Consider the following 25,616-nt stretch of genomic DNA (forward strand, 5'->3'; position numbering starts at 1 on the left):
TTCATTACCAGTCCCTCATTACCCTTTTAAATGATCCAGCTCGGCCACGTTAACGGTGTTCAGGTTGCGGAACAGCGCCACCAGTATCGCCAGGCCGATGGCCGACTCGGCCGCGGCTACAGTGAGTATGAAGAACACGAAAACCTGTCCGGCGGTGTCGTGCAAATAATGCGAAAAAGCGACGAAGTTCATGTTCACCGCCAGCAGCATCAGTTCAATAGCCATCAGCAGGACGATCAGGTTCTTGCGGTTAAGGAAGATGCCCACCACGCTGATGGCAAATAGCAGCGCGCCGAGGATCAGATAATGGGTCAATGTCAGCACTTTATTCCCCTTTTTTCTCAGCCGGCATCGAGATCAGACGCACTCGGTCTTCGCGCTTGACGCTCACCTGCCAAGCCGGATCCTGATGCTTGGTTTCGGGGCGACGACGCATCGTGATTGCGATTGCGGCAACGATTGCCACCAGCAGGATCACCGCGGCGAGTTCAAACGGGTAGACGTAGTCGGTATAGAGCAGGCGGCCCAGTTCCTTGGTGTTGCTGTAGTTGGCGGCATGCGACTCCGGACTGGTTACAACGCTACGGCCAACCACTGTCATCACCAGCGTCATTTCGATTGCCATCAGGATACCGACGAAAGCTGCCAGCGGCAGGTTGTCCCAGAAGCCCTGACGCATCTTATCGATGTTCAGGTTGAGCATCATCACCACGAACAGGAACAGCACCATCACCGCGCCGATGTAGACCAGCACCAGGGTAATCGCCAGGAACTCGGCCTCCAGCAACAGCCACAGCCCAGCCCCGGTAAAGAACGACAGCACCAGGAACAGGGCGGCATGCACCGGATGGCGCGCGGTCACCACGCGTAACCCTGCAAACAGCAGGATGCTCGCGAGGAAGTAAAAAACTAACGTTTCAAAGCTCATTTAGCCATTCCAGTAAAAACCGTTTCACCGCAGGTTAATCTTTTCTCAACGGTACTTCGCATCTGCCGCCCTGTCCTGGGCGATTTGTGCTTCGTATTTGTCGCCCACGGCCAGCAGCATGTCCTTGGTGTAGTAAAGATCACCGCGTTTTTCGCCGTGGTAATCGAAAATCCGGGTTTCGACGATTGCATCCACCGGACAAGCTTCTTCACAAAACCCGCAGAAAATGCACTTGGTCAGATCGATGTCATAGCGCGTGGTGCGCCGGGTGCCGTCATCACGCTGCTCCGATTCGATGGTGATCGCCAAGGCCGGGCACACCGCCTCGCACAGTTTGCAGGCGATGCAGCGTTCCTCGCCATTGGGATAGCGGCGTTGCGCATGCAGACCACGAAAGCGCGGCGACATCGGTGTGCGCTCCTCGGGGAACTGCACCGTGATCTTGCGTGAGAACATGTGACGCCCAGTCACCGCCATGCCCTTGAGCAGCTCGATAAGCAGGAAAGTCGAAAAGAAGCTTTTGATCTTGTTCACGCTTTTCGCCTCAATGGAACAGGTAGCCGAAGGGGGTCTGCATGGCAGCGCTAACCACCACGATCCACACCAGGGTCACCGGGATAAACACCTTCCAGCCCAGGCGCATGATCTGGTCATAACGGTAGCGCGGGAAGGTGGCGCGAAACCAGAGGAACAGGAACAGCACAAACAACACCTTGGCCAACAACCAGAAGATGCCCGGAATCCAGTTGAAAGGCGCAAAATCGAACAGCGGATTCCAGCCGCCGAGGAACATCAGCGAGGTCAAGGTCGCAACCAGGATCATGTTGGCATATTCGGCCAGGAAGAAGATGGCGAAGGACATGCCGGAATATTCGACATGAAAACCGATGATTTCGGATTCACCCTCGACCACGTCGAACGGCGCGCGGTTGAGCTCGGCCAGGCCGGAAATCAGGTAAACGATGAACAGGGGAAACAATGGCAGCCAGTACCAGTTGAATACCCCACCCTGCTGAGCCTTGACGATCTCCCCCAGATTCAGGCTCTGCGCCGCCATCAGCACGCCGACCAGAGCGAAGCCCATGGCGATTTCGTAGGAAACGATCTGCGCCGCGGCACGCATCCCGCCGAGGAAGGCATACTTGGAATTGGATGCCCAGCCCGCCAGCACGATGCCGTACACACCCATCGAAGTAATCGCCATGATGTAGAGCACGCTTGCATTGATATTCGCCAGCACCAACTCTGGCGAGAATGGCACCACCGCCCAGGCAGCTAGCGCCGGACCGATGGCCAATACCGGAGCGAGAAGAAATATCCCCTTGTTGGCACCGGCGGGAATCACGATTTCCTTCATCAGCAGCTTCAGTCCATCCGCGATCGGCTGCAACCAGCCCTTGGGACCGACGCGATTGGGGCCGATGCGCACCTGCATGTAGCCGATGATCTTGCGTTCAGCGTAGGTCAGATAGGCCAAGCCCAGCATCAGCGGCGCGACGATGGCGACGATCTTAGCCATGCTGTACACCAGCGGCCAGGCAAAGCCGAAAAATCCTTGAAGCGTCATGACTAATTCGTTCATGGTCTACCCCACCTGCCCTAGCGCGATCTCGTCCAGCATGCCGCCGAGCATGGCGGTGGCCGGATGTCCGGCTGCTACCCGCACACACCCCTTGGGCAACAGGTCATCGCGCATCGCCTTGAGAACGACGCTGCCTGCACCCTGGCTGACGCTGACGTCAGCACCCTCGGCAACGCCCACGCTGGCTAGCGTTTCTGCATTCATCCATGCACCCTGCAGAGCTGCTGCGGCAGTATTCTGCAGCGCGGCAGCGCGACGCACGATTGGATCAGCTTGGTAGGCCTGCACTTCGCCGATGCGCTGCAAGCCACCCTTTGCGCCAGCCGGCTTGGCAATAAATGCTTTCAGCGAGTTGTTCAACTTCGCCGTAATGTCGCCATTCAGTACTTCGGCGCGAACCTGCTCGGCGCTGTCGTAATCAAAGCCCGCCACTTCCATCAGGTTGCCCAGCACGCGTAGCACTTTCCATCCGGGACGGGTTTCACCCAGCGGCTTCGCCACGGCGTTGAAGCTCTGTGCCCGGCCTTCGGTGTTGACGAAAGTACCGGAGGTTTCAGTGAACGGCGCCACAGGCAGCAGCACGTGGGCGTAATCCAGTGCCTTGTTCTTGTAGGCGCTCAAGACGACGACCAGTTGCGCCGCTTGCAGCGCGGCCAGCGTTTTGCTCGGATTGTAGGTATCCAGCTCCGCTTCGACGCCGAGCAAAATATAGGCACGGCGCGGGTCATCGAGCATCTGCGCGACATTCATGCCTCCCTCGCCGGGCATCGCACCGGCCAGATGCGCGCCGACGCTGTTTGCCGCCTCGCCGAGGAAACCAAGTTTGGCACCGGCCAACTCCGCCACCTGTTGCGCCAGAGCATGCAGCTCAGCGTAGCGTGGGTGATGCTGCGCCAGATTGCCGAGCAGAACAGCCTTGCGCTCGCCCTGTTTGAGACTGGCGGCAATCGCTTGCGCTGCCGTATCGGCGGATTCGCCAGCCAGTGCGCATCGCACCTGATCCAGCGTTGCCACCATCGCGTCGGGCGCAACGATCGCCTTGTTGGCGACACGGCACAGCAGGTCGTCATCCACCGGATTGATCAGGTTCAGCTCTGCGCCGCGCTTGACGGCCTGGCGCAGGCGATGTGCCAGCAGCGGATGGTCGGCGCGCAGCGTGCTGCCAACGATCAGGACGCTATTCAGCTGGTCCAGTTCGGCAATCTTCATTCCCATCCAAGGCGCGCCCTGCATTGCGGCATCGGCGCTAAAGTCGGACTGGCGCAGGCGGTGATCGACATTGGCGCTGCCGATGCCGCGCAGCAGTTTCTGCAGCAGGTAAAGTTCTTCCAGGGTGGCATGGGGAGTAGCCAGCGCGGCTATCTGTTCCTCGCCCTGCTCGTCGCGGATGCGCTTGAGTCCGGAGGCAACGAATTCCAGTGCCTCAGGCCAGTCGCACTCGTGCCACTCGCCATTGCGCTTGATCATCGGACGCCGCAACCTGTCTTCAGAGTTCAGGCCTTCATAGGCGAAACGGTCCATGTCCGACAGCCAGCACTCATTGATCTCTTCATTGTCACGCGGCAACACGCGGAAAACGCGATTGTCCTTGGTCTGCACGCTGAGATTGGCACCCAGACCATCGTGGGGACTGACTGAGGGGCGCGTAGTCAGCTCCCAGGCCCGCGCACTGTAGCGGAAAGGCTTGCTGGTCAGTGCGCCGACCGGGCACAGGTCGATAATGTTGCCGGACAGCTCGGAATTGATTGAACGTTCGATAAAAGTTGTGATTTCGGCGTGCTCGCCGCGGCCGACCTGACCCATCTCCATCATGCCGCCGATTTCCTGGCCGAAGCGCACGCAGCGGGTACAGTTGATACAGCGCGTCATGTCGGTGGTAATCAGCGGGCCGATGTTCTTGTTGAACACCACGCGTTTTTCTTCGGCGTAGCGCGAGGCGCTCGCGCCGTAACCAACCGCCAGATCCTGCAAATCACATTCGCCGCCCTGATCGCAGATCGGACAATCGAGCGGATGGTTGATCAGGAGGAACTCCATCACCGCCTTCTGCGCCTTGATCGCCTCCTCGGAGCGCGTCATCACCTTCATGCCCTCGGTTACCGGCGTGGCGCAGGCCGGCATTGGCTTCGCCGCCTTCTCGACCTGAACCAGGCACATGCGGCAGTTGGCGGCTACGGAAAGCTTCTTGTGGTAACAGAAGCGCGGAATATAGATCCCCTCCGCATCAGCCACATCCATGATGGTGCTGCCGGGTTCAACCATTAGCTGTTTGCCGTCTATTTCGATATTTAGCATGTCATTTAAACCATGCACTTCTTGTGCTGGATGTGGTACTCGAATTCGTTGCGGAAATGCTTGAGCATGCCCTGCACTGGCATCGCCGCAGCGTCGCCCAAAGCGCAGATAGTCCGCCCCATGATGTTGCCGGCCACCGAGTCCAGCAGGTCGAGATCTTCCGGCCGTCCTTGGCCATGCTCGATGCGGTGGATAACGCGGTACAGCCATCCGGTGCCTTCGCGGCAGGGCGTGCACTGGCCGCAGGACTCCTCGAAATAGAAGTAGGACAGTCGCTCCAGCGCGCGCACCATGCACACCGTGTCGTCCATCACGATCACCGAACCCGCGCCGAGATAGGAACCGGCCTTGGCGATGGAATCATAGTCCATGGTCAGGTCCATCATGATTTCTCCCGGCAGCACCGGCACCGAGGAACCGCCCGGAATCACCGCTTTAAGCTTGCGCCCATCCTTCACCCCGCCCGCCATTGCGAGCAGTTCGCTGAATGGCGTGCCCATGCCGATCTCGAAGTTGCCGGGGTTGTTAACGTGACCGGAAACGGAAAAAATCTTGGTACCGCCGTTGTTCGGCTTGCCGAGTTCGAGGAATTTCTGGCCGCCATGCTTGATGATGTAGGGAATCGAGGCCAGGGTCTCGGTGTTGTTGATCGTGGTCGGCTTTCCGTACAGACCGAAACTCGCTGGGAACGGCGGCTTGAAGCGCGGCTGGCCTTTCTTGCCCTCGATCGATTCGAGCAGCGCGGTTTCCTCGCCGCAGATATAGGCACCATAGCCCTGGTGAGCATGGATGTCGAAATCGAAGCCGCTGCCGAGAATGTTCTTGCCGAGCAGGCCGGCGGCGCGCGCCTCGTCCAGGGCCTCTTCAAAGCGCTCGTACTCCGCCCAAATCTCGCCGTGAATGTAATTGTAGCCCGCCTTCGCACCCAGCGTGTAGCCGCCGATGATCATGCCCTCGATCAACTCGTGCGGGTTGAGGCGTAGGATGTCTCTATCCTTGAAGGTGCCCGGCTCGCCCTCGTCGCTGTTGCAGACCAGATACTTGTCGCCGGGGTAGTTCTTCGGCATAAAGCTCCACTTCAGGCCGGTAGGAAATCCTGCACCGCCGCGGCCGCGCAGCGCCGAAAGTTTTACCTGCTCGATGATCGCCTCGGGCGTCATCTTTTCGGCCAGCACCTTCTTCAGCGCGTCGTAGCCGCCAACGGCAAGATAATTCGCCAGCTTCCAGGATTCTGGCAGGTGGATGGAGTGGAATATAACTTTATCGCTCATGGCTACTCCAACCCCGCCAGAATGCGGTCGGCCTCTTCGGGTGTCAGCCTGGCGCACATCCGCACATTGTTGACGGTGGCCACCGGTCCATCGCCGCAGACCCCCATGCACTCGCCTTCCTTGAGGGTGAACTTGCCGTCCGGCGTGGTTTCTCCGAAGCCGATGCCAAGTTTCCTTTGCAGATGATCGACCGCCGATACTGCACCCATCAGGGTACAAGGCAGATTGGTGCAGACCGTGATCTTGTACTTGCCGACCGGTTGCAGGTTGTACATGTTGTAGAAGGTCGCCACTTCCTGCGCCGCAATCGGCGGCATGCCCAGATAGCCGGCGACAAATTCGATGGTTTCCGGCGCGAGCCAGCCCTTCTCGTCTTGAGCGATGCGCAGCGCTGCCATCACCGCCGACTGTTTGTGTCCGGATGGATACTTGGCGATCTCGCGATCAATTTTTTTGAGCGATTCAGGCGATAACATTAGCGGTCTATCTCCCCGAATACGATATCGAACGTGCCCATCAGCGCCACCACGTCGGCAATCATGTGGCCGCGTGCCATTTCGTCCATCGCCGACATGTGTGAGAAGCCCGGGGCGCGGATCTTGAGGCGGTATGGCTTGTTGGCGCCATCGGAAACCATGTAGATGCCGAATTCGCCCTTGGGATGTTCCACTGCCGCATAGCACTCACCTTCAGGAACATGCATGCCTTCGGTAAACAGCTTGAAGTGGTGGATCAGCTCTTCCATGTTCTGCTTCATTCCCTCACGCGCAGGCGGCGCCACCTTGTGGTTGTCGGTGATCACCGGCCCGGGATTGACGCGCAACCAGTCCACGCACTGCTTGATGATGCGGTTGGACTGGCGCATTTCTTCCATGCGCACCAGGTAGCGGTCGTAGCAGTCGCCGTTGACGCCGACCGGGATGTCGAAATCCACTCTGTCATAAACTTCGTAGGGCTGCTTCTTGCGCAAGTCCCATGCCAAGCCAGATCCGCGCAGCATCGGGCCGGTCAGTCCCAGCGCCAATGCGCGTTCCGGCGTAATCACGCCGATGCCGACGGTGCGCTGCTTCCAGATGCGATTGTCGGTAAGCAGGGTTTCGTACTCGTCGACGCAACCGGGGAAGCGGTTGGTAAAATCTTCGATGAAATCCAGCATCGAGCCGTGGCGGTTGGCATTCATGCCGTCCACCTGCTTCGCGTTGTGGACCGTCATTTTCGCGGTTTCATACAGCGGCATGCTGTCGGGCAGATCGCGGTACACCCCTCCCGGGCGGTAGTAGGCGGCGTGCAAACGCGCGCCCGAGACCGCCTCGTAGATATCCATCAAGTCTTCGCGTTCGCGGAAAGTGTAGAGGAAAATCGTCATCGCGCCGATGTCCAGACCGTGCGCGCCCAGCCACAGCAGGTGGTTGAGGATGCGGGTGATCTCGTCGAACATGACGCGGATGTACTGGGCGCGGATCGGCACTTCGATGCCGAGCAGCTTTTCGGTCGCCATCACGTAGGCGTGCTCGTTGCACATCATCGACACGTAGTCGAGGCGATCCATGTAGGGCATCGCCTGGAGGAAAGTCTTGTGCTCGGCGAGCTTCTCGGTGGCGCGATGCAGCAAACCGATATGTGGATCGGCGCGCTTCACCACCTCGCCATCCAGCTCCAGCACCATGCGCAGCACGCCGTGCGCCGCCGGATGCTGCGGCCCAAAATTCAGCGTGTAGTTTCGAATATCAGCCATGCTGAACCTCCAAAACGGAACGCTTAATTTCAGTGCAGGCTAACGTGAGCATAGCGAACGTTAAGGCCGTAGGCCGGCCGAAGCTAAAATTCAACGTGTAGTTACGGATATCAGCCACCGTAATTCTCCTCGCGCACGATGCGCGGTGTCAGCTCGCGCGGATCGATACTCACCGGCTGGTAGATCACGCGGCGCTGCTCCGGGTCGTAGCGCATCTCGACGTTGCCGATAAGAGGGAAATCCTTGCGGAAGGGATGGCCGATGAAGCCGTAATCGCTGAGGATGCGGCGCAGATCGGGGTGCCCGGTAAAAATAATACCGAACAGGTCGAAGGCCTCGCGCTCGAACCAGTTGGCGCCCGGCCAGATTTCGGATACCGAATCCACCACGGGGAAATCATCGTCACTGACAAACACCTTGACTCGCAGCCGGCAATTGTTTCTGACTGAAAGCAGGTGAGTGACCGCGCAAAAACGCGGACCCTGCCAGCGACCATCGCCATAGGTGCTGTAATCAACGCCACACAGGTCGGTCAGCTGCTCGAAATGCAATTCTGGATGGTCGCGCAGGGTGCGCGCAACTTCCAGCCAATGTTCCGGACTGATTTCTATCGCCAACTGATTGGCATGCTCGGAGAATCTGACCACTTTGTCGGCCAGCACGCCTTGCAGATTTTGTTTGAGGGTTTCCAGTTTCATCGACGTTTATCGGGCAATGGTATGGGTGCGCCTGATCTTTTTCTGCAGCTGGATCAGGCCGAAGAGCAGAGCTTCCGCCGTGGGCGGGCAGCCGGGCACATAAACGTCCACCGGCACGATACGGTCGCAACCGCGCACCACCGAGTAGGAATAATGGTAATAACCGCCGCCGTTGGCGCAGGACCCCATCGACAACACCCAGCGCGGCTCGGCCATCTGGTCGTAAACCTTGCGCAATGCAGGCGCCATCTTGTTGGTCAGGGTGCCGGCCACGATCATCACGTCGGACTGACGCGGGCTGGGGCGAAACACGATGCCGAAGCGGTCCAGGTCGTAGCGCGAAGCGCCAGCCTGCATCATCTCTACGGCGCAGCAGGCGAGGCCGAAAGTCATCGGCCACATCGAACCGGTGCTGGCCCAGTTGAATACCGTATCGAGCGAAGTGGTGACGAACCCCTTCTCAAGGACGCCTTCTATTCCCATTCCAGAGCCCCTTTCTTCCACTCGTAAACAAAACCGACCACCAGGATGCCAAGGAAAATCATCATGGCGAAGAAACCGAACAGGCCGATTTCCTGTAACACTACAGCCCAGGGAAAGAGGAAAGCGATTTCCAGATCGAAAAGGATGAACAGAATTGCGACCAGATAGTAGCGCACATCAAACTTCATGCGCGCATCTTCGAAGGCCTCGAAGCCGCATTCATAGGGAGAATTTTTTTTGTCGTCGGGACGATGAGGTGCGAGCAGACCGCCCAATGCCTGTGGAATAACCCCAACGGCGAGGCCAACCAAAACAAACAGCAAAATCGGAAAATAATTTTCCAGCATGCAGCCCTCACCATCTGAACCAGGCTAGGCGCCCCATCATGGCAAACGCCCAATTGATTTATTAGTTATTTATTATTTACTAATTTAATTATAACCCCCTTCAACAGAAAGGCGAGCTATTTTTAAAATAATCTGGTGCCGATGAGCAGACTCGAACTGCTACGGCTTGCGCCACCGCCCCCTCAAGACGGCGTGTCTACCAATTTCACCACATCGGCGTTCAAAAACAGGGATGTTACTTAGGGATTTCTCCCGACTTCGACCCGTCAACACCAGCCGGGGCCGGCACAACGGGCACTACTTGCTTGGCAGCATCAACCGGGGCGGCAGGCTGCATCAGACTATGCGACTCCATCACCCCCACATGCCTGGTCTTGTGGCTAGAAAAATAGGTCAATGTCAGGCTGGTCAAAAAGAAAAGTGTAGCAAAAATCGCTGTGGCGCGGCTCAGGAAATTAGCCGATCCGCTGGAGCCGAACAGGCTGCCGGATGCGCCACTACCGAACGCAGCACCCATATCCGCACCTTTGCCGTGCTGCATCAGCACCAGGCCGATTGTACCCAGTGCCGCAATTATATGTATTACCCAAACCAGTGTTTCCATTATTACCTCATGTTACAGTTTAGCGCTTTGCCGCGTGGCAGATCGCCAGAAATTCCTGCGCATCCAGAGAGGCGCCACCAATCAGGCCGCCGTCGATATCCGGCATGCCGAACAACTCAACCGCATTCGACCCTTTGACGCTACCGCCGTACTGAATGACCAGCCCGTCAGCGACATTCTTGCTCTGGGACGCAATCTTGCTGCGAATAAAGGCATGCACCGCCTGCGCCTGCTCCGGCGAAGCCGTCTTGCCGGTACCGATTGCCCAGACTGGCTCATAAGCCACTACCGCTTTGGACAATGCGGCCACGCCGAGTTTCCCGGTCACCGCGTCAAGCTGGCGTGCCACCACGGCTTCGGTTACGCCGGATTCGCGCTCCTGCAGGCTTTCACCTACACACAGAATCGGCGTCAGGCCGGCCTTCTGCGCCGCCTCGAATTTCAGCGCCACCGTGGCATCGTCCTCGCCATAAATGGCGCGGCGCTCGGAATGACCCACCAACACGTACTTGCAGCCGAAATCCAGCAACATTGAGGAGGAAACCTCGCCGGTAAAAGCGCCCTTGTCGTGCTGACTCAGGTTCTGCGCACCCCAGGCAATCGCGGTATCCTTCAATGAGGATTGCGCCTGAAACAGATATGGGTAAGGCACGCACACCGCGCAACCCATACCCTGAACGCCGGCCATGCCAGCGATGACAGCCTCCAGCAGCGCCTTGTTCTGCGCCAGGCCGCCGTTCATCTTCCAGTTACCCGCAACCAACTTTTCCCGCATGGCTGTTTTTCTCGTTTTTGCAAAGCGGCTAATGATACTGTTTCAGGCAGGCCCGGTCAATCCTGGTTAATCGACCGCAACGGCACGAGTTCTTGTTATTTTTCCAGTAGAGAAGTAATGTTAATCAATTTCTCCAAACAACTTGACCGAACCTGGCCCATGCCCAAAAAATCCAATTCTCACCCCCATTCCGCCGAGCAGAAACCGGATGTCACACTGGCCCACGATAGGGATCAGACATTTCCGGTGGTAGGCGTCGGCGCCTCGGCCGGCGGACTGGACGCCTTCACCAAACTGCTGAAGAACCTGCCCGCAGACACCGGCATGGCTTTCGTTCTGGTACAGCATCTCGATCCCAAGCATGTAAGCCTGCTGCCCGAGCTACTCGGCCGCGCCAGCTCCATGCCGGTGGCCGAAATAACCGACGGCACGCGGATAGAACCGAATCACGTTTACGTGATGCCGCCCAATTACAGTTTAGCCCTGCTGCACGGCGTGCTGCACCTGATGCCGCGACCGGACGGTCTCGGTAAGCACCTGCCGATCGACGATTTCCTGAGCTCCCTGGCGGAAGACCGGAACAGCAACGCGATCGGGGTGATCCTGTCGGGCACGGCGTCGGACGGGACGCTCGGCATGAAGGCGATCAAGTTTGCAGGCGGCATCACCTTTGCCCAGAGCGAGGATTCCGCCGAATACGACGGCATGCCGCACAGCGTCATTTCAGCCGGCCATGTCGATTTCGTCCTGACGCCGGAGGAGATCGGCAAGGAACTGGTACGTATCGCACGCCACCCCTACCTGCGCCCCGAGGAAACCGGCCCCAGGGGAGAGCTGGTGTCCGGTGGTGGCGACAACCTGAACAAGATTTTCGTGCTGCTACGCTCGCGCACCGGCAACGACTTCACCTATTACAAGCACAGCACCATCCGGCGCCGCATCAAGCGGCGCATGGTACTGCACCAGCTGGAAAAAATTGAGGATTACGTCAAGTACCTGCAGAAGCAGCCGGGCGAACTGGACGCCCTGTTCCAGGACATACTGATCAACGTCACCAGTTTTTTCCGCGATCCCGAAACCTTCGATGCGCTGCAGCAGGAAGTCTTCCCTGCCCTGATTGAAAAACGCTCCGCCGAGCAGCCGCTGCGCATCTGGGTGCCGGGCTGCTCCACCGGCGAGGAGGTGTATTCGGTAGCGATCGCGCTGCTCGAATTCCTCGGCGACCGCGCCAGCAGCTTTCATATCCAGATATTCGCCTCCGACATTGACGACAAGGCCATCGACATCGCGCGCCAGGGGATCTATCCGGAAAGCATCCGCGACGTCATTGCGCCGGGGCGATTGCAGCGCTTTTTCATCAAGACGCCGAGCGGATACCAGATCAGCAAGATCATCCGCGACATGTGCGTGTTTGCGGTGCAAAGCGTGGTCAAGGATCCGCCTTTCTCACGTCTCGACCTGATCTGCTGCCGCAATCTGATGATCTACCTCGGCGCGGTACTGCAGAAGAAAGTGTTGCACACCTTCCACTATGCCCTGCGGCCGGGTCGTTTCCTGATGCTGGGCACCTCGGAAACCATCGGCAGTTTCGCCGATCTGTTCGCCACGGTGGACAAGAAGAACAAGATTTACGTCAAAAAATCGGTGGCCTCCCTGCCGGGCTATGATTTCAGCATCCTGCCCCACGCCCCGATGTCTGCCGCTGACCAGGCTAACCCAGCGCGCGCACCGTCCGCACTCGACATCCAGCACGAAGCCGAACGCCTGATACTGACCACCTACGCCCCGCCGGGCGTGATCATCAACCAGGACCTGCAGATTCTCCATTTCCGCGGCCAGACCGGCCCCTATATCGAGCCCTCGCCCGGCAGCGCCAGCCTCAACCTGCTCAAGATGGCGCGGCAGGATCTGGTCCTGGAACTGCGTTCGGTGGTGAACCAGGCCATCAAGGAGCGCAACAAAGTACGCAAGGAAGGCGTGCGCATCCGCAACGACGGCGGCTACCGGATGGTGAATCTGCAGGTGCTGCCGCTGTCGGAAGAAGGGCCCGCCGAACCGCACTATCTGGTCCTGTTCGAGCCCGGCAGCGAAGCATTAGCCTCAGCGCAGCCTGACGCGGCGACCCCCGATGCCACCAACCTGCGCATCCAGGCACTGGAGCAGGAACGGCTCTCGAGCCGGGAATACATGCAGTCGATCATCGAGGAGCAGGAAGCGACCAATGAGGAACTGCAATCCGCCAACGAGGAAATCCAGTCCGCCAACGAGGAGTTGCAAAGCACCAACGAGGAACTGGAAACCGCCAAGGAAGAGCTGCAGTCCACCAACGAAGAACTCTCCACGATCAACGATGAGCACGAGAACCGCAACCAGGAACTGATGAGTTCCAACAACGACCTCGCCAACCTGCTGGCGAGCGTGGAACTGGCGATCGTGATCCTGAGCGATGACCTGCGCATCCGGCGCTTCACGCCGACCGCAAAAGCGCTGTTGAACCTGATCGACGCCGACATCGGGCGGCCAATCGGCAACATCCGGCCTAACGTCAACATCCTTGATCTGGAAAAACAGGTGCGTGAAGTTATCGACACCATGTCCGCCCAGTCGTCCGAGGTGCAGGACCGGGATGGCCGCTGTTATACCCTGAGCATCCGTCCCTACAAGACCCTGGACAATCGCATCGAGGGCGTGGTGATGTCGTTCATCAACATCGACAGCACCAAGGAGGCCGAACGGATACACCGGATTCTGCAGCAGGAACGACGCCTGGCCGCAGTGGTGCGCGACTCCAGCGATGCGGTCACGGTGCAGGATTTTGCCGGCCGCATCCTGGCCTGGAACCGTCGTGCGCAAGAGATGTACGGCTATACTGAAGAAGAGGCTCTCCAACTTAACATCAGTGTGTTGACCTCCCAAAAAAACCAGGAGGAAATGCGCGACCTGATCGAGCGCCTCAAGCGTGGTGAACATATACCGCCCTTCAAAACCACACGCATCACCAAGGACGGTCGCGAAATCAATGTTTGGCTGACGGTTTCGGTATTACTGGGTGAATCCGGCAATCCCACTTCCCTCTCCACCACCGAAAAGGAATTCTGATGGCCGAAGGCGAAAAAAAGCGTATCGACCCTGCTGCTATGAGCAAATCGGAACTGGTCGACCAACTCAATCAGCTTCAGGCAAATCCCAAGACCGGTCTAGATCAGAGCGAGGCGCAACTGCTGCACGAGCTGCAAGTCCACCAGATCGAACTGGAAATGCAGAACCTCGAGTTGCGGGAAGCGCAGCAGCGGCTGGAAGAAGCACGCGACCGCTATGCCGACCTGTATGATTTCGCCCCGATAAGTTACCTCACGCTGGAAGGGACCGGGCGCATCCTGGAAATCAATCTGACCGGGGCGTCGATGCTGGGCGACGAGCGCGCCAATCTCATTGGCAAACCCTTTTCCGCCCGCCTGGCCCTCAAAGACAGTCAGCTATTCTTCCTCTATCTGAATCGGGTATACCATTCTGTCGGTGGCAGCAATATCGTCACCGAGGTGAAAATCAAGCGCGGCGATGCAGAGGTCGACGTCCGCCTCGAAAGCGCCCCGATGAAGAGCACTGCCGGACGGGACCGCACCTGCCGCATGGTCATGACCGACATCAGCGAACAGAAGCGCACCAAAGGGGCGCTGAAACAGACTCTCCTGGCGCAGGAAGCGCTGCTCAACACGATACCGGCCAAGGTATTCTTCAAGGATAAGGATCTGCGCTACACCGCTGTCAGCCAGGGGTGCCAGGAATTCTTCGGCCGCCCGGTAGCAGACATTCTGGGCAAGACGAATTTCGACCTGATCCCGCGCAAGCAGGCCGAAGGACTTCAGCGGATGGAACTCTCCGTGCTGCTTTCCGGCTTGCCGGAAAGGAATATCGAGCATATGGTGACCGATTCCAAGGACAACCAGCTCTTCTTCACTATTTCGCTTGCCCCTTATTTCGGCCCGGATGGCAAGACTGCCGGCCTGGTCGGAGTCAGCGTCGACGTTACCCCGATCAGGGAAGCGGAACACCTCTCGCAAGACCTGCTGCAACAGAACCGCCTGCTCACACAGCAACTGTTCAGTCTGCAGGAAGAGGAACGGCGCCACCTTGCCCGGGAACTGCACGATGAGCTCGGTCAATGGCTGACTGCAATCCAGGCGGAGGCCGAGGCGATACGCAGTAGTTCCGGCGTCGAACGGGAACCGGAAATTTATGCCAATGCCAAGGCCATCGGCAAGAGTGCTGCCGAGGTCCAAAGCGTGATACGCCGCATATTGCGCCGTCTGCGCCCTGCCCTGCTCGACCAGCTCGGCTTGGCAGACAGCCTGCAGGAGCTGGCAACACAGTGGCGCCAGCACCACCCGAAAATCGTTTGCGACCTGGACCTGGACGGTGATCTCGGCGACATACCGGAACCCCTCAATATCACCCTGTACCGCCTCGTACAGGAAGCGCTCACCAACATCGCCAACCATGCCCAGGCCAGTCATGTTAAGGTGTGGCTGCGCCGCGTTCCGGGCGTAGTGTCAGAGCCGGAGCATCTGCTGCTGACGGTGCAGGATGACGGCAAGGGCATGACCCCCAATCTGCCGCTCAAGGGCTTGGGAATGCTGGGAATGCGGGAACGGGTGATTGCGTCAGGGGGTGAATTCATGTCGCAGAGTGCGCCGGGGCAAGGGGTATGCATCGAAATTCGGCTACCCCTGGTTGCGCCGAGGAAAGAAAGAAGAAAACATGAGTAACAAGCTCGCGACCCCGACATCGATTAAGGTCATGCTGGTGGACGACCATCCCGTAGTACGAGACGGCTATCGCCATCTGCTGGAAAACACGCCGGATATCCGGGTAGTGGCGGAAGCCAACGACGGCGAAGAGGCCTGTGCGCTCTATGAGCAACACATGCCCAACGTGGTGATTCTCGACCTCAGCATGCCCGGCATCGGCGGTCTGGAAGCCCTGCGCCGCATTAAAGCCAAAGATCCGGCGATACATATCCTGGTATTCAGCATGCATGACAGCGAAACTCTGGTCCTGCGCTCGCTGGAGGCAGGTGCCACCGGCTACCTCACCAAGCAAGGTGGCGTGTCACAAATGGTGGAAGCGGTACGCCAGGTGGCGCAGGGGAAATTGTTCGTTGACTCAAAGTTTGTCCCGGACCTGATGCACCACCGCCTTTTTGCCACGGAAGACCCCTTGCATGCCCTTTCCACACGTGAATTTCAAATTTTCCAGATGTTGGCGGAAGGGCATTCGGTATCCGACATCGCCGTCATGCTTTCGATCAGCCCCAAAACCGTCGGGGTACACCACGCCAATATCATGAGGAAACTCAGGCTGCAAAACGCTGCCCAGCTTGTCCGGCTGGCAATCCGTTGCAACGTCGTCAAACCCTGACGTCGGACCGTGATTTTGAAACGATTTGCCATTTGTAATAATTCTGTAATATTCCCCCTCTATGATGGCGATCAGCCAACGGGGGAAACGCCCTGTTTTCTTTGAACCTACTTAGGAGAGCATCGATGAAATTCAAACATGGCCTGACACTGGCCGCCTCCGCAGCACTGGCCCTGGGTTTGAGCTCTGTCGCCTTTGCTGGCGACATTACCGGCGCTGGCGCCACCTTCCCTTATCCGATTTACGCCAAATGGGCGGAGGCTTACAAGGCCAAAACCGGCACCAGCATGAACTACCAGTCCATCGGTTCAGGCGGTGGTATCAAGCAGATCAAGGCCAAGACCGTGGACTTCGGCGCTTCCGACAAGCCACTCAAGCTCGAAGAACTGGAAAAGGACGGCCTGATGCAATTCCCGGCGGTGATGGGCGGCGTCGTACCGGTCATCAACCTGGCAGGCATTACTGCCGGTCAAATCAAGCTGAACGGTTCAGTGCTGGCCGACATCTTCATGGGCAAGATCAAGAAGTGGAACGACCCCGCCATCGTCGCACTGAACAAGGACGCCAAACTGCCTGACGACTTGATTACCGTGGTACACCGTTCCGATGGTTCCGGCACCACTTTCATCTTCACCAACTACCTGTCCAAGGTCAGCCCGGAATGGAAGACCAAAGTGGGCGAGGAAGCTTCGGTTTCCTGGCCTGCCGGGGTAGGCGGCAAAGGCAATGAGGGTGTAGCCTCCTACGTAAAACAGATCAAGGGCTCGATCGGTTACGTCGAGTTCGCCTACGCGCTGCAGAGCAAGATGACCTACACCCAGTTGCAGAACAAGGACGGCCAGTTCGTTCAACCCGTTGAGGAATCCTTCAAGGCTGCCGCCGCCAATGCCCATTGGGACAAGGCACCGGGCTTCTACGAAATCCTCACCGACGAACCCGGCAAGGCCAGCTGGCCGATCACCGGCGCAACCTTCATCCTGATGCACAAGGTTCAGGACAAGCCGGCAAACGCTGCAGAAGTCCTGAAGTTCTTCGACTGGGCCTATACCAATGGCGACAAGATGGCGCTGGATATGGACTACATCCCGATGCCCGACAGCGTCGTGAAACTGGTCAAAGGCGCATGGAAAGCCCAGATCAAGGATGCCAGCGGCAAGGCAGTGTGGAACTGATTTAGCGCATCAAGTGCCCTGACAATCAGACCCCGTCGCAACGCGGGGTTTTTTTGTGAGGACATTCAAGCCCCAGGTCATTCCGCTTTATGAGGAGCCAAGATGAATATCAATGAAATAATCCATAGCCAACTCGAAGCAGCCATTACCGGTTTATCCCGCGCCCGTGATGGCCTCGTCGGCATGAAACCCGGCGAGACTCGGGAAGTTGGCCGGCAAATCGAGTCAGCCGTTTTTTATCTGGAAGATATCCAGTATAATTGGGCATCCTGGGAACGAAGCCGTGCCACTAAGCCCACTTCGGAGGCTTTATGAACAACCTGAAGAAACTCGAGAAACGCATACTGAAAAGCCCGGGCGAGCCCGCTTCGCAGGTTTTCATGGAACTGGTCAAGGCACTCGAACACAAGCTGGACTTCAACTTGGCAACGATTTACGATCTCGATTATGATGACTTCCAGTTGACACTGGATGTTTTGAAGGACTGGCGACTCGACCGCTACGCGAAAACCCGTGAGCGCCTGAAAGCGCTTCCTGATTTACAGCAAAAATATAGGCGCCCGGACTGAACGCTCACCCCGGAGAATATCGGGCTTTCGTCCGGAAAGATGCTATTCCCTAGCGGACACACAAAAGAGCGAGGCGTCCTGAATCTGATATAATTTACCCCCATGTCCAAATTATTCCCCGACACCCGCCTGAAACGACAGCACCTGCTGGATCTGGCCTTCCTCAACATCACGCGATTATTCGCCTTTCTGGTATTCGCCATCCTTGCCGGGATCGTGGTAACCCTGCTGATAGGCAGCCTTCCCTCCATCAAGGCGTTCGGCTTCGGTTTTCTGTTCAGCCCGGAATGGAACCCGGTGACGGATCAATTCGGCGCACTGGTGCCTATCATCGGCACCCTGGCCACTTCGGTTATCGCTCTGCTGATCGGCATCCCGGCCAGCTTCGGCATCGCCCTGTTCATCACCGAGATGTCGCCGCGCTGGCTCAAACGCCCGCTCGGCATCGCCGTGGAGTTGCTGGCCGGCATCCCGAGCATCATCTACGGCATGTGGGGCCTGTTCGTCTTCGCCCCGGACTTCGCCAAAATCGAACCCTGGCTCACCGACCACCTCGGCAACGCTGCTCTGATCGGCCCGCTGTTCCAGGGACCTCCGATGGGCATCGGCATGCTCACCGCCGGCCTGATCCTGGCGATCATGGTGATCCCCTTTATCGCTTCGGTGATGCGCGACGTGTTCGAGATCGTGCCGCCATTGCTCAAGGAATCCGCTTACGGCCTCGGCGCCACCACCTGGGAAGTCGTCTGGCACGTAGTCCTTCCCTACACCAAGATCGGTGTGGTCGGCGGCATCATGCTCGGCCTCGGCCGCGCGCTGGGCGAAACCATGGCGGTGACCTTCGTCATCGGCAACGCCCATGAGCTCAGTGCTTCCCTGCTGATGCCGGGCAACAGCATTTCCTCGGCACTCGCCAACGAATTCACCGAGGCGGTCGGCCCTCTCTACACCTCGGCATTGATCGAGCTGGGCCTGATCCTGTTCCTGATCACCTTCATCGTGCTCTCGCTGTCCAAGCTGTTGCTGATGCAGCTTTCCAAGCGCGAAGGCAAGCAGTCCTAGGACCCTCACAATGCTCTCCCTTTACGCACGCAGACGCCTGATCAACAATTTCAATCTGACCATTGCCCTGCTCACCATGGTGTTCGGGCTGTTCTGGCTGGTCTGGATCCTCTGGACACTGGTCGCGCAAGGCTTTCACGGCCTGAGTCTCGCCATGTTTACCCAGATGACGCCGCCGCCAGGCAGCAACGGCGGCCTGCTCAACGCCATCGCCGGCAGTTTCGTCATGACCATGATCGCTGCCCTGATCGGCACTCCGATCGGCATCCTCGCCGGCACCTATCTGGCGGAATTCGGCCAGAGAGGCTGGCTCGCACCGATCACGCGCTTCGTCAACGACATCCTGCTGTCCGCGCCATCCATCGTCATCGGCTTGTTCGTCTACGAAGTCTATGTGGCGAGCGTGGGCCACTTCTCCGGCTGGGCGGGCTCGCTCGCGCTGGCCCTGATTGTCATCCCGGTAGTGGTGCGGACCACCGAGAACATGCTGCGGCTGGTGCCGAACAGCCTGCGCGAGGCCGCCGCCGCCCTCGGCGCGCCGCAATGGAAAGTGATCATGCTGGTCACCCTGCGGGCATCCACAACCGGCATCCTGACCGGCATCCTGCTGGCGGTGGCACGCATCAGCGGCGAAACTGCACCGCTGCTGTTCACCGCCCTGAACAATCAGTTCTGGAGCAGTAACATGAACCAGCCGATGGCCAACCTGCCGGTGGTGATCTTCCAGTTCGCCATGAGCCCCTATGAGGATTGGCAGCGTCTGGCCTGGGCAGGTGCCTTGCTGATCACTTTCATGGTGCTGATACTGAATATTCTGGCGCGCATTGTTTTCCGCCAGAAGACCCCGTCGCATTAAACGCCGCTTATCCGGTTAACAGGACCCAACAATGAACGAAATTACCAACCCCAAGATCATCCTCAAGGACCTGAATTTTCATTACGGCAGTTACCACGCCCTGAAGTCCGTCAACCTGAGCATTCCGGAAAAGAAAGTCACCGCCTTCATCGGTCCGTCCGGCTGCGGCAAGTCCACCCTGCTGCGCACCTTCAACCGCATGTACGAGCTTTACCCCAAGCAGAAAGCCACGGGTGAAATCATTCTGGATGGCGAGAATATCCTCGATGCCCAGCAGGACCTGAACAGACTGCGCGCCAAGGTGGGCATGGTATTCCAGAAACCGACGCCGTTCCCGATGTCGATTTTCGACAACATCACCTTCGGTGTGAAGCTCTATGAAAGCCTGAGCAAGCGCGACATGGCAGATCGCGTCGAATGGGCGCTGCGCAAGGCCGCGCTGTGGAACGAGGTAAAGGACAAACTCAAGCAGAACGGCACAAGCCTGTCCGGCGGCCAGCAGCAGCGGCTGTGCATCGCCCGCGCCATTGCCGTGAAACCCGAGGTGGTGCTGCTCGACGAACCAGCCTCGGCGCTGGACCCGATCTCCACCGCCCACATCGAAGAGTTGATCCACGAGCTGAAGAAGGACTACACGATCATCATCGTCACCCACAACATGCAGCAGGCGGCTCGAGTATCCGACTACACCGCCTACATGTATCTGGGTGAACTGATCGAGTTCGGCAATACCGACATGATCTTCACAACGCCGAAAAAGACCGCGACGGAAGACTACATCACTGGCAAGTTTGGCTAATCAAACCGAGCGCCCTTCACGTTTTCTCCCTCTCCCCCTGTGGGAGAGGGTTGGGGAGAGGGGTAGCCGGCACCTCCAAACGAAACCAACATTTAGAAGGAAGATCAGGTTTGTTGGGTTACGCGATAAAACCGCTAACCCAACTACATGTCGATATTTCGCTTAAGTAGCGTTACCCCGCCGCCTGGCGCACTGTATCGGCAATCGCTTCGGCCCAGTGCTGGACCTTTTGACCGGACTTGCCTTCCACCATCACCCGCAATAACGGCTCCGTGCCGGATGCACGCAGCAGCACCCGGCCGGCGCCATCCAGTTCCTGTTCAGCCTCCGCCAGCCTTGCCTGAACCTGTGGGCTTGCGCTGAAATCGAAACCTTTGCACACCGGCACATTGATCAGTACCTGGGGATACAGCGTCAGGTCCTTGGTAAAATCGCCCAACGTGGTCTTTTCCACGCGCAACGCGTGCAACACCTGCAGCGCAGAAACGATGCCATCGCCGGTACTGTGCCGGTCGAGACAGAGAATATGGCCAGACCCCTCGCCACCCACCTGCCAGTCACGCTCGTCCAGCATTTCCAGTACGTAGCGGTCGCCTACCTTGGCGCGGGCAAAAGGGATATTCAGCTTCTCCAGGGCATGCTCCATGCCGAGGTTGGTCATGAGTGTACCTACCACGCCGCCCTTGAGCAGACCATGCTGGTGACGATACTTGGCAATCACGTAAAGCAGACGGTCGCCATCGAATACCTCGCCGGAGGCATCCACCATCATCAGGCGGTCGCCATCGCCATCCAGGGCAATACCAAGATCGGCACGGTGCTGTTTCACCGCATCCTGAAGGGCCTGCAAATGGGTAGCGCCGCATTCATGGTTGATATTCAGGCCGTCGGGAAGATTGCCGATGCTGATCACTTCAGCGCCGAGTTCGTGGAATACCGGTGGCGCGACGTGATAGGTGGCGCCGTGGGCGCAATCCACAACGATTCTCAACCCACGCAAATCGAGCTCGGTGGGAAAAGTGCTCTTGCAGAATTCAATGTAGCGTCCGGCAGCGTCGTTAAGCCGACGCGCCTTGCCCAGTTTCGCCGATGGCATGGTTTGCATCGGGTCTTCCAGCGCCTTCTCGATGGCGCGCTCGGTCTTGTCCGGCAGCTTGGTGCCGGCCGCAGAAAAGAACTTGATGCCATTATCCTCGAACGGGTTGTGCGAGGCACTGATGACGATGCCTGCCTGGGCGCGCAGAGCACGGGTGAGATAGGCAACCGCAGGGGTCGGCATCGGTCCGGTCAGCAGCACATCCACCCCGGCCGCGGAAAGCCCGGCCTGCAGGGCGGATTCCAGCATGTAGCCGGAAATACGGGTGTCCTTGCCAATGACCACTGCCGGATGATCGCCCTGCGGCAGCCTCCTCTCCTGCGCTGCCAGCACTTTGCCGGCAGCATAGCCCAGACGCATCACAAAATCCGGAGTGATCGGTGCTTCACCCACCTTGCCTCGAATTCCATCGGTACCGAAATATTTTCTAATCATTGTTTTCCCTTATAGCATTCACAACCTGCAAGGCTTCTTTGCTGGCCTTTACATCGTGCACACGAATAATTCTAGCACCCTTCATTGCCGCAATCACTGCCGCAGCGACACTGGGAATTAGCCGTGCATCCACATCCAGACCGGTGATCTGACCGAGCATGGACTTGCGCGACAGGCCTGCCAGCAGCGGCACCCCCAGTACCCGGAAGCGGTTGAACTCACGCAGCAGTATGACATTATGCTCCAGCGACTTGCCGAAACCAAAACCGGGATCGACCACCAGCCGCTCGCGGCCGATGCCGGCGGCCTGTGCGGCGGCCAATCTTGCTTCCAGAAAAGCCATGACATCCGCCACGACATCCGCATAGCGGGGAGCAAGCTGCATGGTCTGCGGTGTGCCCTGCCTGTGCATCAGGCAAATGGCCACATTCGAGCCGGCCACCGCTTCCAGCGCACCATCGCCTTGCAGCGCATTGATGTCGTTGATCATATCCACGCCGGCATCGATAGCTGCACGCATCACCTCGGTTTTGCAAGTATCCACCGACAGAGGCACGTTGCTGCCCTGCAGCGCCTTGATGATCGGCAGCACCCGTCGCAGTTCCTCGTCAATATCGACAGGCTGCGCGCCGGGACGCGACGATTCACCACCGACATCGAGGATGTCCGCCCCCTCCTCCAGCAGCCGAAAGGCGTGTACTATCCTGGCAGCGGTGGACGCATGGCGACCACCATCGGAGAACGAGTCGGGCGTGACGTTGACGATGCCCATGATCAACGGGCGATTGAGAGGGAGGGTAAAGCGGCCGCAGTGGAGCATATTGGGTGAGGCGTGAGGGGTGAGGCGTGAGGGGCAAAACCTGCGGCGGCGTGAATTTGTTTTTTCGCCTAACCCCTCACCTTCTAACCCCTCACCAAAATCAGGTTTCCTGCGCCGTATGGGGAGTAGGCGCTGCGGGTGCAGCCGGTGCACTATCCGTAGGCGGATTCGGTTTGCTCTGGCTCGGCTTGGGCGGACGTGGCGCATTGCCTTCCATGATGTCGGCGATCTGCTCGGCGTCAAGGGTTTCCCACTCCAGCAGCGCCTTCGCCATCACCTCGATCTTTTCCCGGTTTTCCTCGATCAGATGGCGCGCCACGGCATACTGTTCATCCACGATGCGGCGGATTTCGGCATCCACCTTCTGCATGGTGGTCTCGGATACGTTTTTGTGGGTGGTCACGGAGCGGCCGAGAAATATCTCGCCATCGTTCTCGCCGTAGACCATCGGCCCCATCGCATCGGACATGCCCCACTGCGTTACCATGCGGCGAGCCATCTCGGTGGCGCGCTCGAAATCATTGGAAGCGCCGGTGGTCATTTGCCCCATGAAAATTTCCTCGGCAATGCGGCCCCCGAAAAGTACCGAAATATTCTGCAGGAGATGCTCGCGATCCATGCTGTAGCGGTCTTCAGTCGGAAGCTGCATGGTCACGCCCAAGGCGCGGCCGCGCGGGATGATGGTGACTTTGTGTACCGGATCGGTCTTCGGCAGCAACCTGGCCACGACAACGTGGCCGGATTCGTGGTAAGCCGTGTTCATGCGCTCATGCTCGGGCATGACGATGGAGCGGCGTTCCGCACCCATGATGATCTTGTCTTTGGCCTTTTCGAAATCCTCCATGTCCACCAGACGTTTGTTGAAACGTGCGGCAAACAACGCAGCCTCGTTCACCAGGTTGGCCAGATCCGCGCCCGACATGCCGGGTGTGCCGCGTGCCAGAATATCCGCCTTCACGTCTGGCGCCACCGGCACCTTGCGCATGTGCACCATGAGAATCTGCTCGCGACCGCGAATATCCGGCAGGGGAACTACCACCTGGCGGTCGAAGCGACCGGGGCGCAGCAGCGCCGGGTCGAGTACATCGGGGCGGTTGGTGGCAGCGACCACGATCACGCCAGCGGTGCCTTCGAAGCCGTCCATTTCCACCAGCAGCTGGTTCAGGGTCTGTTCGCGCTCGTCGTTGCCGCCGCCCATGCCTGCGCCACGCTGACGGCCGACTGCGTCGATCTCGTCGATGAAGATGATGCAAGGGGCATTTTTCTTGGCCTGCTCGAACATGTCGCGCACCCGTGCCGCGCCGACACCGACGAACATTTCGACAAAGTCGGAGCCGGAAATACTGAAGAACGGCACTTTGGCCTCGCCGGCAATCGCCCGGGCCAGCAGGGTCTTGCCGGTACCGGGGTTACCCACCATCAGCACGCCACGCGGAATACGGCCGCCCAGCTTCTGGAACTTGCTCGGGTCACGCAGAAACTCCACCAGCTCGGACACTTCCTCCTTGGCCTCGTCGCATCCGGCGACATCGGCAAAGGTCACGGTATTGGTGGTCTCATCCAGCATGCGCGCCTTGCTTTTTCCAAAGGAGAACGCACCGCCCTTGCCGCCGCCCTGCATCTGGCGCATGAAGAAAACCCAGACGCCGATCAGGAGCAGCATCGGGAACCAGGAAACAAACAGGTTCATCAGGAAAGAGGGCTCTTCTTCCGGTTTAGCTTCCACCACCACGCCGTTCTTGAGCAGGTCGCTCACCATCCAAGGGTCGGATGGCGCATAAGTGACGAAGCGCTTGCCGTCGGCCCTCACGCCTTTCAGCACATGACCCTCGATCGACACCCTGGCGATCTGGCCCTGCTTCACTTCGTCGAGAAACTGGGAATATTCCAGTGGTGCCTGGACAGCCTGGCGCTGGCCGAAGTGATTGAACACCATCATCAGCACCAGCGCGATCACCAGCCAGACTGCAATATTTTTCATCAGATTATTCAAAACCGCTCCTCAAACCCACAATATACAAACAAATTCTAAACCCTTTATTCGGCTCGTGTCAGATCTTTTGCGAGCAGAAAGGTTTCATTGGTTCGACCGCGCGAGGCTTTCGGCTTGCGCGTCGCCACCTGCTTGAAATGTCCGCGCATTGTCCGGATGTACTCATCGAAGCCATCTCCCTGAAATACTTTGACCAGGAAACTGCCGCCCGGTTTCAAATGCTGCAAGGCAAACTCCAGAGCCAGCTCGGCAAGGTGCATCGCCCGTGCCTGGTCAACGAGTCCGACACCACTGAGATTGGGGGCCATATCGGAAATAACAAGATCCACCGGACGACCATCAAGCGCCTTGACCAGCTCGGCCAGCACGGTATCTTCGCGGAAATCACCCTTAATAAAGGTCACGCCAGCCAGGGGCAGCATTTCCAGAAGGTCGAGTGCGATCACTTTTCCCTGGCCCGCCAGCTTCTGCGCCACCACCTGCGACCAACCCCCAGGCGTTGCACCCAGGTCAACCACCCTCATGCCGGACTTGAGCAGGTGGTCGCGCTCGATAATTTCCAGCAGTTTATACGAGGCGCGCGAACGGTAACCTTCGTGCTTCGCCAGTTGGACGTAGGGGTCGGTAACGTGCTCCATCATCCAGGCCTTGCTGGTTTTAGTGCGCTTCATCGGGTAA

At 58.4% G+C, this 25,616-nt stretch carries 26 protein-coding genes and 1 tRNA gene; 9 read left to right on the top strand and 18 right to left on the bottom strand.

Going from position 1 to position 25,616, the window contains the following annotated elements; all coding sequences use genetic code 11:
* Nucleotides 1-18 precede the first annotated feature (18 nt).
* The 14 genes from nuoK to tpiA form a co-directional block, all read right to left on the bottom strand.
* Nucleotides 19-324, bottom strand: a complete 306-nt coding sequence (nuoK, locus tag SCT_RS07770; RefSeq protein WP_059421246.1) for an NADH-quinone oxidoreductase subunit NuoK — start codon at nt 322-324, stop codon at nt 19-21.
* A 1-nt stretch (nt 325) separates the two neighbouring features.
* Nucleotides 326-928 carry an NADH-quinone oxidoreductase subunit J gene (locus SCT_RS07775; protein ID WP_059421248.1) on the bottom strand — a complete coding sequence of 201 codons (603 nt, stop codon included), beginning with the start codon at nt 926-928 and terminating at the stop codon, nt 326-328.
* Nucleotides 929-973: 45 nt separating this feature from the next.
* Nucleotides 974-1,462: an NADH-quinone oxidoreductase subunit NuoI gene (nuoI, locus tag SCT_RS07780; protein ID WP_059421250.1), complete on the bottom strand. Its 489-nt coding sequence runs from the start codon at nt 1,460-1,462 to the stop codon at nt 974-976.
* Nucleotides 1,463-1,472: 10 nt separating this feature from the next.
* Complete coding sequence (nuoH, locus tag SCT_RS07785) at nt 1,473-2,495, bottom strand: NADH-quinone oxidoreductase subunit NuoH (RefSeq protein ID WP_088178647.1); 1,023 nt, start codon at nt 2,493-2,495, stop codon at nt 1,473-1,475.
* A gap of 18 nt (nt 2,496-2,513) precedes the next feature.
* Entirely contained in the window at nt 2,514-4,805 is a 2,292-nt protein-coding gene (gene nuoG, locus SCT_RS07790) for an NADH-quinone oxidoreductase subunit NuoG (RefSeq protein ID WP_059421255.1), read from the bottom strand.
* A 5-nt stretch (nt 4,806-4,810) separates the two neighbouring features.
* On the bottom strand, nt 4,811-6,076 hold the full coding sequence (gene nuoF, locus SCT_RS07795) for an NADH-quinone oxidoreductase subunit NuoF (protein ID WP_059421257.1): 1,266 nt from the start codon (nt 6,074-6,076) through the stop codon (nt 4,811-4,813).
* A 2-nt stretch (nt 6,077-6,078) separates the two neighbouring features.
* Nucleotides 6,079-6,552 (bottom strand): NADH-quinone oxidoreductase subunit NuoE, encoded by a 474-nt coding sequence (gene nuoE / locus SCT_RS07800; RefSeq protein WP_059421262.1) that lies wholly within the window; start codon nt 6,550-6,552, stop codon nt 6,079-6,081.
* Nucleotides 6,552-7,811, bottom strand: a complete 1,260-nt coding sequence (locus SCT_RS07805) for an NADH-quinone oxidoreductase subunit D (protein ID WP_059421268.1) — start codon at nt 7,809-7,811, stop codon at nt 6,552-6,554. Before SCT_RS07805 ends, nuoE begins: the two co-directional genes overlap by 1 nt.
* Before the next feature lie 110 nt (nt 7,812-7,921).
* Entirely contained in the window at nt 7,922-8,509 is a 588-nt protein-coding gene (locus SCT_RS07810) for an NADH-quinone oxidoreductase subunit C (RefSeq protein ID WP_059421273.1), read from the bottom strand.
* Between the two features lie 6 nt (nt 8,510-8,515).
* Nucleotides 8,516-8,992, bottom strand: coding sequence for an NADH-quinone oxidoreductase subunit B family protein (locus tag SCT_RS07815; protein WP_059421277.1), 477 nt, complete (start codon nt 8,990-8,992; stop codon nt 8,516-8,518).
* Nucleotides 8,983-9,339, bottom strand: a complete 357-nt coding sequence (locus tag SCT_RS07820; protein ID WP_059421279.1) for an NADH-quinone oxidoreductase subunit A — start codon at nt 9,337-9,339, stop codon at nt 8,983-8,985. The genes SCT_RS07815 and SCT_RS07820 overlap by 10 nt, the downstream gene beginning before the upstream one ends.
* 133 nt (nt 9,340-9,472) lie before the next feature.
* Nucleotides 9,473-9,557, bottom strand: a tRNA-Leu gene (locus SCT_RS07825).
* A gap of 17 nt (nt 9,558-9,574) precedes the next feature.
* Nucleotides 9,575-9,943, bottom strand: a complete 369-nt coding sequence (gene secG / locus SCT_RS07830) for a preprotein translocase subunit SecG (protein WP_059421283.1) — start codon at nt 9,941-9,943, stop codon at nt 9,575-9,577.
* Between the two features lie 19 nt (nt 9,944-9,962).
* The gene (tpiA, locus tag SCT_RS07835) at nt 9,963-10,718 is read right to left on the bottom strand and encodes a triose-phosphate isomerase (protein ID WP_059421290.1); all 756 of its coding nucleotides are present in this window, start codon (nt 10,716-10,718) and stop codon (nt 9,963-9,965) included.
* 159 nt (nt 10,719-10,877) lie between these two features.
* On the opposite strand from tpiA, the gene SCT_RS07840 reads away from it, so the two are divergent.
* From SCT_RS07840 to pstB, 9 genes are all read left to right on the top strand, one after another.
* Entirely contained in the window at nt 10,878-13,817 is a 2,940-nt protein-coding gene (locus SCT_RS07840) for a chemotaxis protein CheB (protein ID WP_059421420.1), read from the top strand.
* The gene (locus SCT_RS07845) at nt 13,817-15,484 is read left to right on the top strand and encodes a PAS domain-containing protein (RefSeq protein ID WP_059421292.1); all 1,668 of its coding nucleotides are present in this window, start codon (nt 13,817-13,819) and stop codon (nt 15,482-15,484) included. Before SCT_RS07840 ends, SCT_RS07845 begins: the two co-directional genes overlap by 1 nt.
* Nucleotides 15,477-16,136 (top strand): response regulator transcription factor, encoded by a 660-nt coding sequence (locus tag SCT_RS07850; RefSeq protein WP_059421296.1) that lies wholly within the window; start codon nt 15,477-15,479, stop codon nt 16,134-16,136. Before SCT_RS07845 ends, SCT_RS07850 begins: the two co-directional genes overlap by 8 nt.
* Nucleotides 16,137-16,261: 125 nt before the next feature.
* On the top strand, nt 16,262-17,308 hold the full coding sequence (gene pstS / locus SCT_RS07855; RefSeq protein ID WP_059421299.1) for a phosphate ABC transporter substrate-binding protein PstS: 1,047 nt from the start codon (nt 16,262-16,264) through the stop codon (nt 17,306-17,308).
* A 102-nt stretch (nt 17,309-17,410) separates the two neighbouring features.
* Nucleotides 17,411-17,623 (top strand): hypothetical protein, encoded by a 213-nt coding sequence (locus SCT_RS07860; protein WP_059421301.1) that lies wholly within the window; start codon nt 17,411-17,413, stop codon nt 17,621-17,623.
* Nucleotides 17,620-17,877 carry a hypothetical protein gene (locus SCT_RS07865; RefSeq protein ID WP_059421303.1) on the top strand — a complete coding sequence of 86 codons (258 nt, stop codon included), beginning with the start codon at nt 17,620-17,622 and terminating at the stop codon, nt 17,875-17,877. Before SCT_RS07860 ends, SCT_RS07865 begins: the two co-directional genes overlap by 4 nt.
* A gap of 102 nt (nt 17,878-17,979) precedes the next feature.
* Complete coding sequence (gene pstC, locus SCT_RS07870) at nt 17,980-18,939, top strand: phosphate ABC transporter permease subunit PstC (protein ID WP_059421305.1); 960 nt, start codon at nt 17,980-17,982, stop codon at nt 18,937-18,939.
* Between the two features lie 10 nt (nt 18,940-18,949).
* Nucleotides 18,950-19,795, top strand: coding sequence for a phosphate ABC transporter permease PstA (pstA, locus tag SCT_RS07875; protein ID WP_059421307.1), 846 nt, complete (start codon nt 18,950-18,952; stop codon nt 19,793-19,795).
* 31 nt (nt 19,796-19,826) lie between these two features.
* The gene (pstB, locus tag SCT_RS07880; protein ID WP_059421309.1) at nt 19,827-20,594 is read left to right on the top strand and encodes a phosphate ABC transporter ATP-binding protein PstB; all 768 of its coding nucleotides are present in this window, start codon (nt 19,827-19,829) and stop codon (nt 20,592-20,594) included.
* A 172-nt stretch (nt 20,595-20,766) separates the two neighbouring features.
* Here the strand turns inward: pstB and glmM are convergent, their stop codons facing one another.
* The 4 genes from glmM to SCT_RS07900 all read right to left on the bottom strand — a co-directional run bounded on the left by glmM (nt 20,767) and on the right by SCT_RS07900 (nt 25,609).
* Nucleotides 20,767-22,125, bottom strand: a complete 1,359-nt coding sequence (glmM, locus tag SCT_RS07885) for a phosphoglucosamine mutase (protein WP_059421311.1) — start codon at nt 22,123-22,125, stop codon at nt 20,767-20,769.
* Nucleotides 22,118-22,945, bottom strand: coding sequence for a dihydropteroate synthase (folP, locus tag SCT_RS07890; protein WP_059421312.1), 828 nt, complete (start codon nt 22,943-22,945; stop codon nt 22,118-22,120). Before folP ends, glmM begins: the two co-directional genes overlap by 8 nt.
* Nucleotides 22,946-23,045: 100 nt before the next feature.
* On the bottom strand, nt 23,046-24,938 hold the full coding sequence (gene ftsH, locus SCT_RS07895) for an ATP-dependent zinc metalloprotease FtsH (protein ID WP_059421314.1): 1,893 nt from the start codon (nt 24,936-24,938) through the stop codon (nt 23,046-23,048).
* 44 nt (nt 24,939-24,982) lie between these two features.
* Nucleotides 24,983-25,609 carry an RlmE family RNA methyltransferase gene (locus SCT_RS07900; protein ID WP_059421317.1) on the bottom strand — a complete coding sequence of 209 codons (627 nt, stop codon included), beginning with the start codon at nt 25,607-25,609 and terminating at the stop codon, nt 24,983-24,985.
* Nucleotides 25,610-25,616: the final 7 nt, after the last annotated feature.

Origin of the sequence: Sulfuricella sp. T08, from assembly GCF_000971475.1 — a bacterium.
GTDB lineage: Bacteria > Pseudomonadota > Gammaproteobacteria > Burkholderiales > Sulfuricellaceae > Sulfuricella.

What these genes read in the sequence shown, in the direction of transcription:
- SCT_RS07775 (WP_059421248.1), bottom strand. Translation starts at nt 928, where the DNA reads ATGAGCTTTGAAACGTTAGTTTTTTACTTCCTCGCGAGCATCCTGCTG.
- nuoH (WP_088178647.1), bottom strand. Translation starts at nt 2,495, where the DNA reads ATGACGCTTCAAGGATTTTTCGGCTTTGCCTGGCCGCTGGTGTACAGC.
- nuoG (WP_059421255.1), bottom strand. Translation starts at nt 4,805, where the DNA reads ATGCTAAATATCGAAATAGACGGCAAACAGCTAATGGTTGAACCCGGC.
- nuoF (WP_059421257.1), bottom strand. Translation starts at nt 6,076, where the DNA reads ATGAGCGATAAAGTTATATTCCACTCCATCCACCTGCCAGAATCCTGG.
- nuoE (WP_059421262.1), bottom strand. Translation starts at nt 6,552, where the DNA reads ATGTTATCGCCTGAATCGCTCAAAAAAATTGATCGCGAGATCGCCAAG.
- SCT_RS07805 (WP_059421268.1), bottom strand. Translation starts at nt 7,811, where the DNA reads ATGGCTGATATTCGAAACTACACGCTGAATTTTGGGCCGCAGCATCCG.
- SCT_RS07810 (WP_059421273.1), bottom strand. Translation starts at nt 8,509, where the DNA reads ATGAAACTGGAAACCCTCAAACAAAATCTGCAAGGCGTGCTGGCCGAC.
- SCT_RS07815 (WP_059421277.1), bottom strand. Translation starts at nt 8,992, where the DNA reads ATGGGAATAGAAGGCGTCCTTGAGAAGGGGTTCGTCACCACTTCGCTC.
- SCT_RS07820 (WP_059421279.1), bottom strand. Translation starts at nt 9,339, where the DNA reads ATGCTGGAAAATTATTTTCCGATTTTGCTGTTTGTTTTGGTTGGCCTC.
- secG (WP_059421283.1), bottom strand. Translation starts at nt 9,943, where the DNA reads ATGGAAACACTGGTTTGGGTAATACATATAATTGCGGCACTGGGTACA.
- tpiA (WP_059421290.1), bottom strand. Translation starts at nt 10,718, where the DNA reads ATGCGGGAAAAGTTGGTTGCGGGTAACTGGAAGATGAACGGCGGCCTG.
- SCT_RS07840 (WP_059421420.1), top strand. Translation starts at nt 10,878, where the DNA reads ATGCCCAAAAAATCCAATTCTCACCCCCATTCCGCCGAGCAGAAACCG.
- SCT_RS07845 (WP_059421292.1), top strand. Translation starts at nt 13,817, where the DNA reads ATGGCCGAAGGCGAAAAAAAGCGTATCGACCCTGCTGCTATGAGCAAA.
- SCT_RS07850 (WP_059421296.1), top strand. Translation starts at nt 15,477, where the DNA reads ATGAGTAACAAGCTCGCGACCCCGACATCGATTAAGGTCATGCTGGTG.
- pstS (WP_059421299.1), top strand. Translation starts at nt 16,262, where the DNA reads ATGAAATTCAAACATGGCCTGACACTGGCCGCCTCCGCAGCACTGGCC.
- SCT_RS07860 (WP_059421301.1), top strand. Translation starts at nt 17,411, where the DNA reads ATGAATATCAATGAAATAATCCATAGCCAACTCGAAGCAGCCATTACC.
- SCT_RS07865 (WP_059421303.1), top strand. Translation starts at nt 17,620, where the DNA reads ATGAACAACCTGAAGAAACTCGAGAAACGCATACTGAAAAGCCCGGGC.
- pstC (WP_059421305.1), top strand. Translation starts at nt 17,980, where the DNA reads ATGTCCAAATTATTCCCCGACACCCGCCTGAAACGACAGCACCTGCTG.
- pstA (WP_059421307.1), top strand. Translation starts at nt 18,950, where the DNA reads ATGCTCTCCCTTTACGCACGCAGACGCCTGATCAACAATTTCAATCTG.
- pstB (WP_059421309.1), top strand. Translation starts at nt 19,827, where the DNA reads ATGAACGAAATTACCAACCCCAAGATCATCCTCAAGGACCTGAATTTT.
- glmM (WP_059421311.1), bottom strand. Translation starts at nt 22,125, where the DNA reads ATGATTAGAAAATATTTCGGTACCGATGGAATTCGAGGCAAGGTGGGT.
- folP (WP_059421312.1), bottom strand. Translation starts at nt 22,945, where the DNA reads ATGCTCCACTGCGGCCGCTTTACCCTCCCTCTCAATCGCCCGTTGATC.
- SCT_RS07900 (WP_059421317.1), bottom strand. Translation starts at nt 25,609, where the DNA reads ATGAAGCGCACTAAAACCAGCAAGGCCTGGATGATGGAGCACGTTACC.